11 protein-coding genes are annotated in these 16,224 nt (G+C 43.9%); 10 read left to right on the forward strand and 1 reads right to left on the reverse strand.

Going from position 1 to position 16,224, the window contains the following annotated elements:
* The first annotated feature begins 269 nt into the window (after positions 1 to 269).
* The 3 genes from QNH36_RS07795 (at position 270) to QNH36_RS07805 (ending at position 2,417) form a co-directional block, all read left to right on the forward strand.
* A complete protein-coding gene (locus QNH36_RS07795; protein ID WP_251544033.1) occupies positions 270 to 680 on the forward strand; it encodes a YugN family protein in 411 nt (136 codons plus the stop codon).
* A 104-nt stretch (positions 681 to 784) separates the two neighbouring features.
* Positions 785 to 1,966 (forward strand): alanyl-tRNA editing protein, encoded by a 1,182-nt coding sequence (locus tag QNH36_RS07800; RefSeq protein WP_251544032.1) that lies wholly within the window; start codon positions 785 to 787, stop codon positions 1,964 to 1,966.
* Between the two features lie 235 nt (positions 1,967 to 2,201).
* On the forward strand, positions 2,202 to 2,417 hold the full coding sequence (locus QNH36_RS07805) for a hypothetical protein (RefSeq protein WP_144474649.1): 216 nt from the start codon (positions 2,202 to 2,204) through the stop codon (positions 2,415 to 2,417).
* Positions 2,418 to 2,444: 27 nt separating this feature from the next.
* Here QNH36_RS07805 and QNH36_RS07810 read toward each other — a convergent pair whose 3' ends face one another.
* On the reverse strand, positions 2,445 to 3,320 hold the full coding sequence (locus QNH36_RS07810; RefSeq protein ID WP_251544030.1) for a metal-dependent hydrolase: 876 nt from the start codon (positions 3,318 to 3,320) through the stop codon (positions 2,445 to 2,447).
* Between the two features lie 150 nt (positions 3,321 to 3,470).
* Between QNH36_RS07810 and QNH36_RS07815 the strand changes: the two genes are divergently transcribed.
* From QNH36_RS07815 to QNH36_RS07845, 7 genes are all read left to right on the forward strand, one after another.
* Positions 3,471 to 5,045, forward strand: coding sequence for a peptide chain release factor 3 (locus QNH36_RS07815; protein ID WP_186326635.1), 1,575 nt, complete (start codon positions 3,471 to 3,473; stop codon positions 5,043 to 5,045).
* Positions 5,046 to 5,890: 845 nt separating this feature from the next.
* The gene (gene nhaC, locus QNH36_RS07820) at positions 5,891 to 7,288 is read left to right on the forward strand and encodes a Na+/H+ antiporter NhaC (RefSeq protein ID WP_144474652.1); all 1,398 of its coding nucleotides are present in this window, start codon (positions 5,891 to 5,893) and stop codon (positions 7,286 to 7,288) included.
* 635 nt (positions 7,289 to 7,923) lie between these two features.
* Entirely contained in the window at positions 7,924 to 11,190 is a 3,267-nt protein-coding gene (locus QNH36_RS07825) for an efflux RND transporter permease subunit (protein WP_251542281.1), read from the forward strand.
* A gap of 188 nt (positions 11,191 to 11,378) precedes the next feature.
* On the forward strand, positions 11,379 to 12,476 hold the full coding sequence (locus QNH36_RS07830) for an SDR family oxidoreductase (protein WP_251542280.1): 1,098 nt from the start codon (positions 11,379 to 11,381) through the stop codon (positions 12,474 to 12,476).
* A 31-nt stretch (positions 12,477 to 12,507) separates the two neighbouring features.
* The gene (locus QNH36_RS07835; protein ID WP_251542279.1) at positions 12,508 to 14,055 is read left to right on the forward strand and encodes an aldehyde dehydrogenase family protein; all 1,548 of its coding nucleotides are present in this window, start codon (positions 12,508 to 12,510) and stop codon (positions 14,053 to 14,055) included.
* Between the two features lie 291 nt (positions 14,056 to 14,346).
* On the forward strand, positions 14,347 to 14,781 hold the full coding sequence (locus tag QNH36_RS07840; protein ID WP_251542401.1) for a hypothetical protein: 435 nt from the start codon (positions 14,347 to 14,349) through the stop codon (positions 14,779 to 14,781).
* Between the two features lie 188 nt (positions 14,782 to 14,969).
* On the forward strand, positions 14,970 to 16,157 hold the full coding sequence (locus QNH36_RS07845) for a DUF5667 domain-containing protein (RefSeq protein WP_283905019.1): 1,188 nt from the start codon (positions 14,970 to 14,972) through the stop codon (positions 16,155 to 16,157).
* The last annotated feature ends 67 nt before the right edge of the window (positions 16,158 to 16,224 follow it).

Raw genomic sequence — 16,224 nt, forward strand, 5'->3', positions numbered from 1 at the left:
TAGAGAATAAGGTCATTTTCGTAGAGATTATCCTGGAGTTCGTAGAGAATATGGACGTAACCGTAGAGATAAACTGCAAAACTGTAGAGATTAGCGGCTAAAACGTAGAGATTGGACTGGTTTTAAAAAAGATCATTTTTACGGTGCTTATGGATATCAACAAAAGTGGCTCGTCCAAATATTTTACCAGTGTGCTCTTGCATGTTTGATAACCTAATCGCGGTGGAAAAAGTGAATATACGAATCCAATACGAAATGAGGTTTGCAAAATGGTACCGATTCAATCAAATATAGATGGAAAAGAGATCACAGTGGGTGATCTGAAGAAAAACCTGGAGCCGCTTGGCTTCACGCTGAACGGCAACTGGGAATATGACCATGCCTTCATCGATTATAAAATGAATGATGATCATGGTGACCAGCAGTATGTCAGGATTCCTTTCAAGTCTACGGGCGGCCCGCTTGATAATGAAGGAACATTCGTCCAGATTGGGACACCGTTCCTCCTGGATCACCAATTTGAAACAGATGTCGATGATGAAGGGAATATTGGTGCCCTGACTGGTTCTTTCGACCAGTTCAAATCACCTGCTGACAAGGACGCTCCATTTCCGGAGGAACTTGTGGAACGTGGAAAAGTATTGGTCAACAAAGCTGAACAGGCTTTGGGGACTTTATAAACGAAGAAGACAGCTTCCGATTAGGGAGCTGTCTTTTCTATAGATATAAGGAAAAAATGATATACTTGAAAGCATAAGTTGTAATCTGGAGCGTGAGTTTGACCATGGAGAATAAGTTATATTATCAAGATGCTTACATAAAAAGCTTTACAGCTGAACTGATCAGGCAGGGAGCCGATGAGTCAGGCAGGAATTATGCAGTATTAACTCAGACAGCTTTTTACCCGACAGGCGGCGGACAGCCATTCGATACTGGCATTCTGAATGGTGTAGAAGTTGTGGATGTCGAGGAAATTGACGGAGAGATACGCCATTACATAAATGAGCTGCTGGAAGAAGGAATGCCGATAGAAGGGGAAATTGATTGGGGCCGCCGGCATGACCACATGCAGCAGCATGCAGGACAGCATATTCTTTCGGCTGCTTTCGAGGAACTGTTTGGCTATAAAACAGTCAGTTTCCATTTAGGGAAAGATACGCTCACAATTGATTTAGATACAGAAAGTCTGTCAGCGGAGGAAGCTGACATGGTTGAGGAGCTGGCTAACCAGGTAATACTTGAAAATCGTCCAGTCATTACTAAATGGGTCGATGTTGACGAATTAAAGCAATACAAACTCAGGAAAGCACTGTCAGTATCGAACAACATCAGGCTCGTCATCATACCTGAATTTGATTATAACGGCTGCGGAGGAACACATCCAAACAGTACAGCGGAAGTAGGCCACTTGAAAATCCTTGGATGGGAAAGGCAAAAGAAAATCATCCGGGTTGAGTTTGTATGTGGGCAAAGAGTTTTGAGGAAGCTCGGGCAAAAGCATGAAATCCTAAAAGAGCTGTCGGTCCTGCTGAATGCATCTGAACAGGATATGGTATCGGCAGTTAATAGACTGCTTGGCCAGAAAAAGACAACTGAAAAGTCAATCGAGGAAATGAGAGACCAATTACTTAAATATGAAGCAGCTGATCTCGCAGAAGCCAATACGGGAGAAATTATCAGCCGTGTTTATCAAAACAGGGGTATCCAGGAACTTCAAAAGCTTTCCAGGTTGCTCGCTATACAGGCAGATGACAAGGTATTCCTGTTAGTGGCTGAAAACGAAGACAAACTTCAATTTGTTTTTGCCCGGGGTAAGAACGCCCGGGGAAATTTGAAAGATTGGTCAAAACATGCTCTATCATTAATTGACGGCAAAGGCGGAGGCAGCGATCAGCTTGTTCAGGGCGGAGGCAGGTTGATGCCAGGTGAGGAATTCATCAGAGAAATTACTAGGATTATCCAATAATATGAACGCCTAATGAAAAATCCAGCATGAATTCAGGAGTAATGACCCGGTTCATAAGGAGTGATTTTGGCAGTAAAGATAGTTTTCAAACCGATATTTTTTAAAAAATCTCAAAAACACCAACTAATAACCTATTTTTTACAGTGGAACTGGTTATAGATGAAAGTTTTACCATTTAAAAATAGGTTTGACTCCCTCATAATGGAATTCAACCAGAGAAATAGGGGGAATCAGAATGTATGAAGTTGAGAGAGGATCTGTAGAAGAGGCAATCATGATCCTGCAAAATCTCGGTCTTAAAGTGAATGAATACGAGAAGACGAATTCAATGATTCCAGTAGATAAATATAAAGAGTTATTGGAATTCACGATTGCAGTAGCCAGGAAAACGAATGATATCACTGTCACAATAGATGAACTTATGGACGATATTGAAGCGAGAATGGAATAACAGAAGAGCAGCCAGTGGGCTGCTCTTTTATTTGGTCTGGGTTTTATCGATATATTCAAAGAGGAACGACTGTCCATTTCGGTAAAAGCGCGGATCATAGACTCCGAGCTTCTTGCTATCATTGACGATGACCACAAATGGCGACCATTCGTACAGTGTCTTCGCTTCCGGTTTCTGCGCAAAAAGCCCATTCAGGTCTGTTTCCTCAGAAGAAGCGAGCTCATATTGCAGCTTTCTGTCAGTGAACAGATTGTCCTGAAAGATTTTAACATTGCTGTCGTTTTTCGCAATTACTGTATATGTCCAAGGAATAAAGCCTGCTGAAAGAGCAATCTGCTTATAATCATTTTCGTACTGATTATAGATTAACCAGCCCTGGACACTCTGGACAACAATGTGCAGCGCAATGAAAACCCATGCTAATTTAAAATAATAGGGGCTTTTCGCTTTATTTTTCCTGGAAGCAATAAAGGCTGTCCCAAGAATGACCCAGAATACAAAATCAATTATCGGTATTGTGCCGAAGGTGATCCTGATGTTTGAATACGGTTCTAGATAGCCTGTTCCCCAGGCATTGAACAAATCACTCGTATTATGGATAAAGACGGCCAGCCAGCCTAGGAAAAATAATTTGAGATCCTTCACTTTAAAAAGGAGAAAAGACAGCAATACAAATAACAATGCCCAAATTGGCGTCAGAAACACAGAATGGGTGATGCCTCTGTGCCACATCTGATAAAGTCCATCATTATCCCAAAATTGAGAAATGACGTCTATGTCAGGAATTTGGCTTGCGCCAACCGCGGTCAGCAAATAGGCACGCTTTTGAGTTTTCTCCATATGTTTTTTATCAACGGCTCCATATAAGGCTAAGCCGAATAATGTATGGGTAACTGAATCCACTTTCGCACCTCCTGAAATATTATTATAATGCTTCCAGGAAAATAATTAAAAGTTCTGATATGCATTTGCAGGATTGCAAACTTTCCGCCAGAAAGATAAGATTAATTTTATGAGGAATTTTGCCTTTAAACAGAAAGGAAACATCAAATCATGAAAAAATTACAAGATGAAGTATTATCACGCAGAACGTTTGCGATTATATCCCACCCGGATGCCGGGAAAACGACGCTTACGGAGAAATTGTTGTTATTCGGCGGCGCCATCCGTGATGCGGGTACTGTAAAAGCGAAGAAAACAGGGAAGTTTGCAACCAGTGACTGGATGGAAATCGAAAAGCAGCGCGGAATTTCCGTAACCTCCAGTGTCATGCAATTCGATTATGACGGTTTCAAGGTGAACATTCTCGACACACCTGGACACCAGGATTTCTCCGAAGACACCTACAGAACATTGACAGCTGTTGACAGCGCTGTGATGATCATCGACTCAGCAAAAGGGATTGAGGACCAGACGCTCAAGCTCTTCAAGGTTTGCCGCATGAGAGGGATTCCAATCTTCACTTTTATCAATAAGCTGGATCGCCAGGGGAAAGCGCCTCTTGAATTATTAGCTGAACTTGAAGAAGTGCTTGGCATCGAATCTTATCCGATGAACTGGCCAATCGGAATGGGTAAAGAATTCCTCGGAATCTATGACCGTTTCAATAACCGGATCGAGCAATTCCGGGTTGATGAAGACAAAAGGTTTATTTCGTTAAATGAGGAAGGCGAAATTGATGGAGACCATTCTATAAAAGAGTCTTCACTGTATGAACAGACATTAGAGGAAATCATGCTTTTGGATGAGGCGGGAAATGAATTTTCCAAGGAAAAGATTGTCGATGGTACATTAACGCCGGTATTCTTTGGCAGTGCCTTGACGACTTTCGGAGTCCAGACATTCCTTGATTCATATTTACAATTCGCACCTGCGCCACAGCCAAGGAACTCTACGGCAGGAGAAATTGATCCTAAATCTGAGGAATTCTCAGGATTTATTTTCAAAATCCAGGCCAATATGAACCCGGCCCATCGTGACAGAATTGCTTTTCTGCGCATTTGCTCAGGAAAGTTCGAACGGGGAATGACCGTCCAGCTTAGCCGGACAGGAAAAACAATGAAGCTGGCGCAGTCCACCCAGTTCATGGCTGATGACCGCAGTACCGTTGAGGAAGCCGTTGCCGGTGATATCATCGGACTTTACGACCCGGGCACATACCAGATTGGCGATACCATCGTATCTGGCAAGGAAGGGTTCCTATATGAAAAACTTCCGCAGTTCACACCCGAGCTTTTCGTTAGGGTTTCGGCCAAGAATGTCATGAAGCAAAAGCATTTCCATAAAGGAATCCAGCAGCTTGTCCAGGAAGGAGCCATCCAGCTGTTCAAGACATTGAAGACGGAAGAATACCTTCTCGGTGCTGTCGGACAGCTTCAATTCGAAGTATTCGAAGCCAGGATGCGGAATGAATATAATGTTGAAGTCATCATGGAAAGACAAGGCTCCAAAATTGCCCGCTGGATCGAAGGCGACGATGTGAACGAGAATCTGTCCAGCTCCCGAAGCCTGCTTGTGGCGGACCGCTTTGACAAAAAAGTATTCCTGTTCGAAAATGAATTTGCCCTACGATGGTTCCAGGATAAAAATCCGGAAGTAAAACTTTATAACCCTATGGATGTATCCTAAACAATTTGAGTCGGCATAATTTGCCGGCTCTTTTTTGTGGGATTGGCAATCAACCGGCTTCTTTGTGGGTCTGTTTTGGACCAGAAAAGATAAAAAGCCATGCGATGGGGATCAGCGGATGTGAGGATCTGCCCGAAAGCCTGCTATGACGGCAATTTTTTATCAGAGTTTTCTCTGATTTGCGCCCGAAATCAGGAAGGGTCATAGAATATGGTCCGAGCTTGCTGCGTTCTCCGCCCGAAACCAGGAAGGGTCCAAGAATACGGTCGGAGCTTGCATTGTTCTGCGCCCGAAACCAGGAAGGGTGCAAGAATACGGTAGGAGCTTGCTTCCTCCTTCGTCCGAAACTAGGAGGGGTCCATTAATACAGTCGGAGCTTGCTTCGTTCTGCGCCCGATACCAAGAAGTGGCCATGCATATGGTCGGAGGTTGTTCCACACCATGCTCGAAATCCTGCTAGAAGGATGCTTCAATCGCTTCTGCTCAAGTGCATGTCAGAACACCGCCTCCAAACTACAAACATACGACAGTTTTTTTCTTGACGTTCTATTACTTTCATAATATAGTATTAGTATTCTATAACGCTTTTATGCATAAAAGCGTTTAAGTGAAAAAGAAATATAGTGCTGACAGAAACTAGTAGAATCCCCATGAGCAGCAAATAGAAACTGGATGGCAGATGAAAATCCAGGCAGTGGCAGATTCGAAATACACCTGTCTCAAAAAGGCACTGTTAATGAAGTGGGTAGACAAATTGTTTGCCAATTAGGGTGGTACCGCGGAGCTCCTTCGTCCCTATACGTTGAGGAGTTTTTTGCATTTTACAACTAATTGGAGGAATCAGCATGATACATCAAAATGAATCCATCACATTAAAAACTTCGGAGGCCGCAGCGGTTATAGTGCTGCTTTTGGCAGGTATAAGCTATGGCATGATCAAGCTGGAATTAATGCCCCATATTCCTGTCATCATGGGAATCATGGCGCTGATGATTTATGGATTATTGAAAAAAATTAAGATGGCCGATCTTGAAAAAAGTATGGTTGAAGGTGCAAAGGCCGGCCTTGGCGCAGTAATGATATTTTTCTTCATCGGCATGCTTGTCAGCAGCTGGATTGCTGCTGGTACCATTCCGACTCTGATATTTTTTGCATTCGATCTGGTGACTGGCAAATGGTTCTATGCAATTGTCTTTATCATCACATCTATAGTTGGATTGAGCATAGGAAGTTCGTTGACCACATCGGCAGTGATTGGGGTAGCTTTCATTGCAGTCAGTGAAGCACTGGGTTTCTCCCTGGCTATCACAGCCGGAGCGGTGATTTCTGGTGCCTTTCTGGGGGATAAAATGTCGCCGCTATCTGATACGACGGTGCTCGCTTCAACCACTGTTAAGGTGGACCTGTTTGAACATATTAAAAATATGTCCTGGACAACGATCCCTGCTTTCTTCATTTCACTTATTTTATTTGGGTTTCTATCGCCAGAGCTCCATTCAGCGGATTTCACCCAACTAGCGAATTTGCAGAACACCCTTATGAAGATGAACCTTGTACACTGGTACTCTTTGATTCCGCTGGCGGTCATCTTGGTTCTGGCTATTAAAAAAGTATCATCAATTATAACCCTTGCAGCAGGGACTCTCACAGCGATGGCAATCAGTATGTTCATTGTCCCAAAGCAAGAGTGGAAAGCGCTGCCGGAAATTTTATATTCTGGCTATGTTTCCGAAAGCGGAAATGCCCAGTTGGATTCACTGTTGTCAAGGGGCGGAATTGAAAGCATGTTTTTCTCCATATCACTGGTTCTTCTTGCCTTGAGCATGGGCGGATTGTTATTCAAACTCGGGGTACTGCCCTCGTTATTACAAGGTCTTGCCGGCAGGCTTGAAAAAGGACCTGTGCTGATTGGTTCAGCCGCATTGTCTGCTCTCGGAATCAATTTGCTGATCGGTGAGCAATACCTTTCGATCCTTTTGACAGGGAATACATTCGCAGACCATTTTGAAAGAGCCGGGCTGCATGCGAAAAACCTGTCCCGAGTCCTCGAAGATGCAGGAACGGTAACCAATCCGCTTGTTCCCTGGAGCGTTTGCGGTGTTTTCCTCAGCAGCGTCCTGGGAGTCAGCACAATGGAGTATGTTCCCTTTGCATTCTTTTGCCTGCTGTCACCTGTATTGACCCTTGCAGCAGGTTTCACCGGTATAACTTTATCAAAGACTAGGAAAAACGCGGTAGCTTAGGCTCCTGCGTTTTTTATGCCGAGTATGTGCCCGAAATCCAAGAGAACAGAGGATTTGGGTAACATAAACTCTGAATATGTACCCGAAACCCGTGAGAACAGAGGATTTGGGTAACATAAACCCTGAATATGTGCCCGAAATCCAAGAGAACAGAGGATTTGGGTAACATAAACCCCGAGTATGTGCCCGAAATCTAAGAGAACACAGGATTTGGGTAACATAAACCCCGAGTATGTGCCCGAAACCAGGAAGAACAAAGGATTTGGGTAACATAAACCCCTAATATGTGCCCGAAACCAGGAAGAACAAAGGATTTGGGTAACATAAACCCCTAATATGTGCTCGAAACCCGTGAGAACAGAGGATTTGGGTAACATAAACCCTGAATATGTACCCTTAATCCAAATAACTATCAAGTTGGGGCACCCGCCCTAATGAGAAATCTGGTGTCAGTTAGGGGATTTGAGTTTGAATAATCCGTTGCTTCATTTAAAATGGAGGGTATGTTGAAAATTGTTCTAAACATTGCATATTGGATAGTTGAATTATCCTTGATGCTTCACTATATTAAGTATGGTATCTTTAAAAAAATGTCCGGTCAGTCATAAGGTTTTACCGCCGAAAGGAGTTAGCGTATGAAAGTCAGCAATTTTTCGATCAGGAGACCTGTTTTTACATTGGTTACGATGTTTTTGGTCTTGATTCTCGGGGTGGTTTCATTGATGAGGATTCCTTTGAAGCTCATTCCGGATATAAATCCGCCTGTTGGTGTGGTGGTGACGAATTATCAGGGAGCAAGTCCTGAAGAGGTTATGGAGAAGGTGACGAAGCCGCTGGAGGCGAATCTGGCTACACTGCCGGGAATCAAAACGATGACATCGACTTCCCAGGAGGGTGCAAACCTGATCCTGATGCAGTTTTCATGGACCACCAATATTGATGATATACAGGATGAGGTCATCCAAAGGCTGGATATGACGCCTATTCCGGACGATGCGAACAAGCCAAGGTTCATGAAGTTTGACCCGTCTCAATTCCCTATCATCCAGCTATCACTAAGCTCTGGAAAGGATGAATCGGCGTTAAGAGAACTTGCGGAAGAGCTCGAATTGGAACTCACCAAGGTTGAGGGGGTTGCAAGCATCAATTTATCGGGCACATCCGTACGTGAAGTGAGGGTGAAACTGGACCAGGAAAAGTTGAGGGATTATAAGCTGAGTCAGTCGGACATTGTCGATCTAATCAGAGCGAATGATGTCTCGATGCCAGGAGATACGATTTTGACCGACGGCAAAGAACTGACCACGAGGGTCATCAGTACTCTGGATTCGCTGGATACATTGAAGAATCTGACGGTGTTCACCAATCCGGTGACCAAACAAAAGGTGACCCTGGATGATGTCGGAAACGTCGAACTGCAAAAACAGGATGACCGGACGATCACAAGGACGAATCAGACTCCGTCAGTGCTGCTGAGTGTCCTTCAGCAGTCTGATGCGAATACGGCAGCAGTATCAAAAGCGTTCCTTGATGAGCTTGAAACCTTGCTTGAGAGAGATAAATACGCTGGAATCAAGTCTGATGTACTCTTTGACCAGGGCGATTATATAAAACTGGCGATCGGCAATATTTCAAACTCGCTTATTGTCGGAGGCCTATTGGCGATGCTGGTGCTGTTCTTCTTCCTGAGAAATGTGAAGAGTCCGCTCATCATCGGGATTGCTATTCCTTATTCTGTTATTTTTACGTTCGTATTGATGTTTTTCGCTGACTTTACATTGAATATCATGACGCTTGGCGGCCTGGCTCTCGGAATCGGGATGCTCGTGGATAATGCCATTGTCGTCATTGAAAATATTTACCGGCATCTGTCAATGGGCAAGGATTCGAAAACCGCTGCCAGGGATGGTTCCAGGGAAGTTGGTGCTGCAATTACTGCTTCGACTTTGACGACAGTTGCCGTGTTCTTGCCGGTTGTATTCATATCCGGAATCATAGGGGAACTGTTCACAGAGTTTGCATTGACGATTTCATTCAGTTTGTTTGCATCATTGGTTGTCGCTTTGACAGTTGTCCCGATGCTGGCAAGCAGGCTGCTGAAGGCGCCTAAGAAAAATATTGAAGCGAGAAGGCAGCGCTCCAGCTCGATGAGAGGACTTGAGAAATCAGTCAGGTGGGCTCTGCGTCATCGTTTTGCCGTCATTCTGATCACACTGCTGATGCTTGCCGGAGGCGCTTATGGAGTGACGACGGTCGGTACGCAGTTCATCCCGCCTACAGATGAGGGCTTCTTCAGCATCAGGGTTAATCTTGAAAATGGATCAGCTTTGACAGAGACCGAAAAGGTTTTGTCAGCGTTGGAAGATAAGTTGAAAGATGAAGAAGATGTAGATGTATACGTAAGTCTGGTCGGAACAACCCAGGAGGCCTCCTTCAGAGGTACTACAAACACGAATATCGGGGAATTGTATGTAAAAATGGATGAGCTGGAGGAAAGAGAAATCAGCACCTTCCAGTTTGTCGATGATGTAAAAAAAGAACTTGAGCAAGCTGCAGCTGAGGCAAACAGCAGTGCCGAGCTGAGTTTCAATCTCCAGTCCACATCAGGTTCTGCTCCTAATACACTTACATTCAATGTTCGTGATTCCAGTGAAAAAAGGCTGGATGAATCGGTTGGAAAAATATATGATTCCCTGAAGGATTTGGACGATGTCAATGAATTGACGACGAGCCAAAATGACACTGTCGAAGAAGTCCAGATCACTGTTGACAGGGAAAAGGCTCTCGCACAGGGTCTTGCACCAGCGCAAGTTGCGATGGTGGTCAACAATGTGACAAGAGGGGATATGGCGACCCAAATGCCTGGAGAGGATGAAGAGATTCTCGGTGTTTTTGTGGAATATGACCGCAATGTAACCCAGAATATCGATAATCTAAAGAAACTGCTGATCAAGAAGCCTGATGGCAACTATGTTTCACTTGGCCAGATTGCCAATATTGAAACGGGCAGCGGACCTGTTAAAATCCAGAGAATCAATCAGCAGGGTGCAGTTGAATTCACAATGAAATACAAGTCTTCAACGAATCTTGGAGATATGTCCAAACAAGTGGATAAAAAGATAGAAGAGCTTGATTTGCCTGATGAAACCGAGATTGTATTCAGTGGGGACAGAGAACTCCTCGAATCTTCAATTGATGACTTGCTTCTAGCTTTCGTTCTTGCAATCATCCTGATTTATCTTGTCATGGCTGCGCAGTTCGAATCATTGAAGTATCCATTTGTCATCATGTTCACTGTGCCGTTGATGGTAATTGGAGTTGCCATTGCATTGACCGCAACGCAAACTCCAGTCAGCTTAACCGTAATTATCGGTATTATTGTCCTTGCAGGGATTGTAGTGAACAACGCGATTGTGATTGTCGATTACATCAATCAGAAGAAGGAGCGCGGTTTGAATCCGCATGAGGCGATTGTTCTGTCGGTAAAAGACCGCGCACGTCCAATCCTGATGACGGCTTTAACTACGATTCTTGGTTTGATTCCGCTCGCACTTGGAATTGGCGAAGGAACTGAAATCAATCAGCCAATGGGGATCACTGTTATTGGCGGTTTGATCAGCAGTACGTTCCTGACACTGTTCGTGATACCGGTTGTCTACAGCTTTTTTGACAGGGATTATCGCAGAAGAAATAAAATGTATGCAACACCAGATGGCCATCTTGTACCAGCTTATCTGCTGAAAGAGCATATAGATCCTGAATATGAAACAGGAGTGGAGCAGCGGACAGAATCCTTCCTAAAAGGGAAATACTCGAAGGAAGAGATGACAGGTATGCTTGAGGAACTTCTCCAACAGATCAAAGAAGAAGATTCAACTCAAGATTTTAGAAGAAGAAGATAAAAAGTGATGCCTGGCAGAAATCAGCCAGGCATTTTTTAGTGGCGTGTGAACTTCACGATAAAAAAGGGACTTCAATCAAAAATCATACCCGTTATTCATCGTATTTTTCAGAATAGTCAGCAAAGTGATTGCGGATGTAAGCGCTTATCGATAAAATATAGCTAATTACTGTGTTTAGGAGGACGTTCATGGAATACGGATATTTTTTCACTGGCTTTCCAGGATTCATCAGCAATCAATTGATTAGGGAAGTATTACGGAGAAATGAAGGGAAAGGGACAGTTTATGTCCTGGTATTGCCTTCTATGGCTGATAAGGCAGAGGCTGAAAGGGCTTCAATTGTTGGGGATCTTAACCTTGATGAAAGTCAATTTGAGATTATAACAGGTGACATAACGGTTTCAGGTCTGGACATAGTTCCGGAAAAGGCTGATCAACTTGAGAATACCGTCACCCATGTCTTCCACCTTGCAGCTATATATGATCTGGCAGTTCCTAAGGATATCGCTTACCGGGTGAATGTTGAGGGGACCAGGAATGTGAATGAATGGGTGGAAAAATTAAAAAATATCCAGCGCTACACGTATTTCAGCACAGCATATGTTGCCGGTAAACGAGAGGGAATCCTTTATGAAGATGAATTAATAAAGCCACCAGGATTCAAAAACTTCTATGAGGAGACTAAATATGAAGCTGAAGTTCTGGTAGACTCGCTTAAGTCAGAGATTCCGGTCACCATTATCAGGCCGGGAATCGTTAAAGGTCATTCAAAAACAGGGGAAACCATAAAATTTGATGGACCATATTTCATCATGAATTTTATCGACCGGCTTGGCTTCATGCCTTTCTTGCCTAAGCTTGGCACGGGCGAAACAGTTGTCAATCTAGTTCCTGTGGATTATATTATTGAAGCGACCACCTATTTAACATTTGCAGAAATCGGGTCAGGCAAAACGTATCATCTCACTGATCCGAAACCTTACAAAGTATCAGAGCTGTATGAAATGATGATGTTTGAATTGCTGAAGAAGCAGCCAGTGGGTTCGGTGCCTTTGTCCCTGGCTAAAGCAGGGCTTCATTTCAGGGGCTTGAGAAGGTATCTTGGTGTTGAAAAGGAGGCGCTCGATTATTTTACATGGAAGGGCCGATTTGACTCTTCCCAGGCCCAGGACGACTTGAAAGACTCAGGGATCGTATGTCCGGATTTCAGGGATGGGATTGCTGCAATGGCAGCCTTTTACCGGGAGAATAAGCATAAGCCGCATTATCAGATAAACATAATATAAATACTTGATTAGTATAGGCAGGTGAATGAGTATGCATTCAGTTGAAGATGTGCGGAGAATGCCGGTTGCCGCACCGGCTACAGGAAAAATAATCGCTGAAATGGAAGAGACGCCTGTCCATGAAATGCCGTACTTTTACGAACGGGGAAGGAAGGCCGTCGCCAGTTGGAGTACTTTGCCAATCGCCCAGCGGATCGGTTTTTTAAGAAAGCTAAAACAATTGATGGTAGATGAGATGGACGAAATTGCGCGGGTCATTTCTGATGACACAGGGAAGGTGCTCACCGAAGCTATTGTGGCTGACATTATGCCAACACTCGATGCGATCGACCACATCATCAGGCATGCTGAAAAGGTCCTGGGCAGGCAAAAAGCAAAGACACCATTATTGCTATTCGGCAAGAAATCGTTCATCGAGTATATGCCTCGTGGGGTGGTTCTCGTAATCTCTCCATGGAATTATCCTCTTCAGCTGGCGATGGTTCCTATGATAAGCGCGTTGGCAGGAGGGAACTCTGTTATTTTGAAACCCTCAGAGGTAACCCCGCTAGTCGGAAAATGTATCGAAGACCTGTTCAAGCGTTCGGGATTCCCTGATGGCACAATACAGGTTGCCCACGGAGGAAAAGAAGTGGGCGCCGCTTTCACTGCTGGCAAGCCGGATTATATCTTTTTCACGGGCTCTGTACGCACCGGAAAGATCATTCAGCAGCAGGCAGCTAAGGATTTAATTCCGACTACCCTGGAACTTGGGGGGAAAGACCCGATGGTTGTATTCGGGGATGCCAACCTGGATCGGGCAGCGAAGGCTGCTGTCTGGGGTGCTTTTACTAATAGCGGCCAGGTTTGTATGAGCGCTGAGCGTCTATATGTTGAACGGACAGTTTATGGGGAATTTCTTGAGAAATTGAAAGGTGAAGTCCATTCACTGAGACAGGGTGATGGCATCGATGATGATGTAGGTTCCATGACTTTTCCAGCCCAGAAGAACGTGGTGAAGGAGCAGCTGGATGAAGCACTTCTGCGCGGAGCTAAATTGGCTACTGGACTTAAACCGGAAGATTGGAAGGAAGGCATGTTCCTGCCGCCAACTGTCGTGACGGATGTTGAACAGGATATGAAGATCATTCAGGAGGAGACATTCGGCCCCTTGCTTCCTGTGGTCCCGTTCGATACGGAAGGAGAGGCGATTGCCTATGCTAATGGCACTGCTTTTGGGTTAAATGCGAGTGTATGGACAAAGGATAAGGAAAAAGCGCGCCGTGTTGCGTCCCGGCTGGTGTCCGGCGCTGTCGTCATCAATGACGTCATTATCACCGTAGCCAATCATGGTCTCCCGTTCGGAGGTGCAAAGGAAAGTGGCATTGGGCGATACCATTCTGAAGCAGGGTTGAGGATCTTTTGCCATGAAAAAGCGATCATGGAAGACCAGGGACTCATGAAATCAGAGATTCAATGGTATCCTTATAAAGGAAAGTATCCTTTATTCCTAAACTTGTTCAAGAGCTATTTTTCCGAAAAAAGAGATTGGGTCAACTTTGCAAAGAACTATCTCTCACTATTAAGAAGCAATAAATAAATGTTTAGCCGTTCCTTATCCAGGGACGGTTTTTATTTTTGTTTGCTATAGTGGAGATTTTATATGGATTAACGGGTATTTAAGATTATTTCTTAACAATTATCTGGAAAAATGATAATTCAAGGCACAATTTGGACAATCTAAAACAAGTAGAAGAACGAAAAGGATAAAAAAGACCCAATTCGAAATTGAAGGAATTTGGGCAATCATATATTGAAAGTCCAATAAATTGTTTAAAGGATGAAACCTGTCGTGGCGATAAAAAAGAAATTAACCAAACTAGAAGCGGTAATGTGGAGCATCGCACTGCCTGGATTTGCCCAATTGCTGACGGGCAATCTTGTGAAGGGCATATTATTTGTCTTACTAGAGTTCCTTGTTAACGTGCAAAGTAATTTTAACAAAGGAATAATGTACAGCTTTCTTGGTGAAACGGGAATGGCCATGCAGGTTATGGATTATCAGTGGCTGATGTTTTACCCCTGTCTATATATGTTCGCCATGTGGGATGCATACAGGAGCGTGATGCCGGAAGATGAAAAAATCACGTTTTTGCCTTTCGTTTTTTCGGCCTACTTTGTGACTGTTGGTTTGATGATCTCACCCAAGATCAACATTCTTGGTATCTTTCCCGGTCCTGTGTTTTTGCCGATGATGTTCGTCATTCCTGGTGTACTGGTCGGTTTAATGATCAGGAAACTGATTTTAAGGTTCTATAGCGAATAAACCATCTACATACTAATCCTGCCCGGTTTTTAAAAAATCAATGATAAAACAATGAAGGGATAATTCCGGTCGATTACAGGCTGGAATTTTTTATTTTTTTTATAAAACCCCCATAACCCCCCAAGTGCAAACGTAACCATTTAGTGATTAAAGCGGCCGCTCTTAAAAACACATGAGGTGAACAGAGAATGAAAAAACTATCTAACCAAGAGATGAAGAAAATCGCAAAGAGTACTCTAGCTTTAGTGCTTGCTGGAACGTTCACTTTTTCTCCAATTGCAATGGCAGAAGAAAACCATTCTGAGCTTGAGCCAGTAGAACTGCAAAATATCAGCCCGGAAGAAATTGAAGATGCAAAATCTCAGGTAGAAGAATTAGAAGAAATCAATCCAACGTTGATTCCTGGGGACTTCTTCTACTTTACCAAAATAGTCTTGGAGAAAATCAGGCTTGCTTTTACATTTGATCAGGCTGAAGAAGCAGAATTGCTCGCTACATATGCATCTGAACGCCTAGCTGAGGCTAGTGCATTGTTCGCAGAAGGAAAAGAAGAAGAAGCGCTTAAAGTGATTGAAGCGGCAGTTCAATATATGGAAACCTCTCAGGACATCGTTGACGAGGAAACCTCAACAGAAGAAGAAATAGCTGCTGAAGACGGCAAAGTTTCTGAAGAAGATGGTGAAGGTACAGAAGCTGAGTCTGCTGAAGAAGGGGAACCAGCTGACGATTCGGATGCTGTTGAGCAAACTGAAGAAGAGACAGACGAAGCCACTGAAGAAGAAGCGGTTGAAAATGAAGGCGAAGAAGCTGTAAGTGTAGATCCTTTTGAGGAAATCGAAGGAATGCTAAGGCAGAATATCATTGCATTAAAAGCGGCTATGGAACATGTCGGCAATGAAAATGCAAAAGCACAGCTTCAAAAGAATATTGATAAGACATACGCCAAGATGGCAAAGAAATTGGCTAAAATAGAAGAAAAGTATGGTGAGAAACCAGCAGAGGAAGAAGAAACTGCTGAACCTGTTGAATTAGAACCAGTGGTTGAGCCAGACCTCCTGCCTGCAGATGAAACACCTGAGATTGAAGATGAAGCGGCAAATTCTGAAGAGACAATGCCTGTGGATGATGATTCAGTAGTCGCTGCTCCTGTAAAGGCGGAAAAAGAAAAAGCCAAGCAAGAGCGTAAAGCTGAAAAGGCTGCTGTGAAACAAGAGCGTAAAGAAGCGAAGCAGCAGGTGAAAGAAGAAAAGCGTCAGGCAAAGCAAGTTAAGAAAGAAGAAAAGCACCAGGCTAAACAAGGGAAGAAAGAAGAAAAGAAACCACAAAACAAAGCACAACACGGCAATGGCCACGGAAAAGGGAACGACAAAAATTAATATCGTTTTGAACAATAGACTCGAAAAGATAGCCAGTAACGGCTATCTTTTCCCTGCCTAACCACAA

This window comes from Mesobacillus sp. AQ2 (assembly GCF_030122805.1).
GTDB classification, from domain to species: domain Bacteria; phylum Bacillota; class Bacilli; order Bacillales; family Cytobacillaceae; genus Mesobacillus; species Mesobacillus oceanisediminis_A.

Excerpts from the sequence above, each read along its gene's own strand:
- QNH36_RS07845 (WP_283905019.1), top strand. The coding sequence starts at position 14,970 with ATGAAAAAACTATCTAACCAAGAGATGAAGAAAATCGCAAAGAGTACT.
- QNH36_RS07805 (WP_144474649.1), top strand. The coding sequence starts at position 2,202 with ATGTATGAAGTTGAGAGAGGATCTGTAGAAGAGGCAATCATGATCCTG.
- QNH36_RS07815 (WP_186326635.1), top strand. The coding sequence starts at position 3,471 with ATGAAAAAATTACAAGATGAAGTATTATCACGCAGAACGTTTGCGATT.
- QNH36_RS07840 (WP_251542401.1), top strand. The coding sequence starts at position 14,347 with ATGTGGAGCATCGCACTGCCTGGATTTGCCCAATTGCTGACGGGCAAT.
- QNH36_RS07835 (WP_251542279.1), top strand. The coding sequence starts at position 12,508 with ATGCATTCAGTTGAAGATGTGCGGAGAATGCCGGTTGCCGCACCGGCT.
- nhaC (WP_144474652.1), top strand. The coding sequence starts at position 5,891 with ATGATACATCAAAATGAATCCATCACATTAAAAACTTCGGAGGCCGCA.
- QNH36_RS07825 (WP_251542281.1), top strand. The coding sequence starts at position 7,924 with ATGAAAGTCAGCAATTTTTCGATCAGGAGACCTGTTTTTACATTGGTT.
- QNH36_RS07795 (WP_251544033.1), top strand. The coding sequence starts at position 270 with ATGGTACCGATTCAATCAAATATAGATGGAAAAGAGATCACAGTGGGT.
- QNH36_RS07830 (WP_251542280.1), top strand. The coding sequence starts at position 11,379 with ATGGAATACGGATATTTTTTCACTGGCTTTCCAGGATTCATCAGCAAT.
- QNH36_RS07800 (WP_251544032.1), top strand. The coding sequence starts at position 785 with ATGGAGAATAAGTTATATTATCAAGATGCTTACATAAAAAGCTTTACA.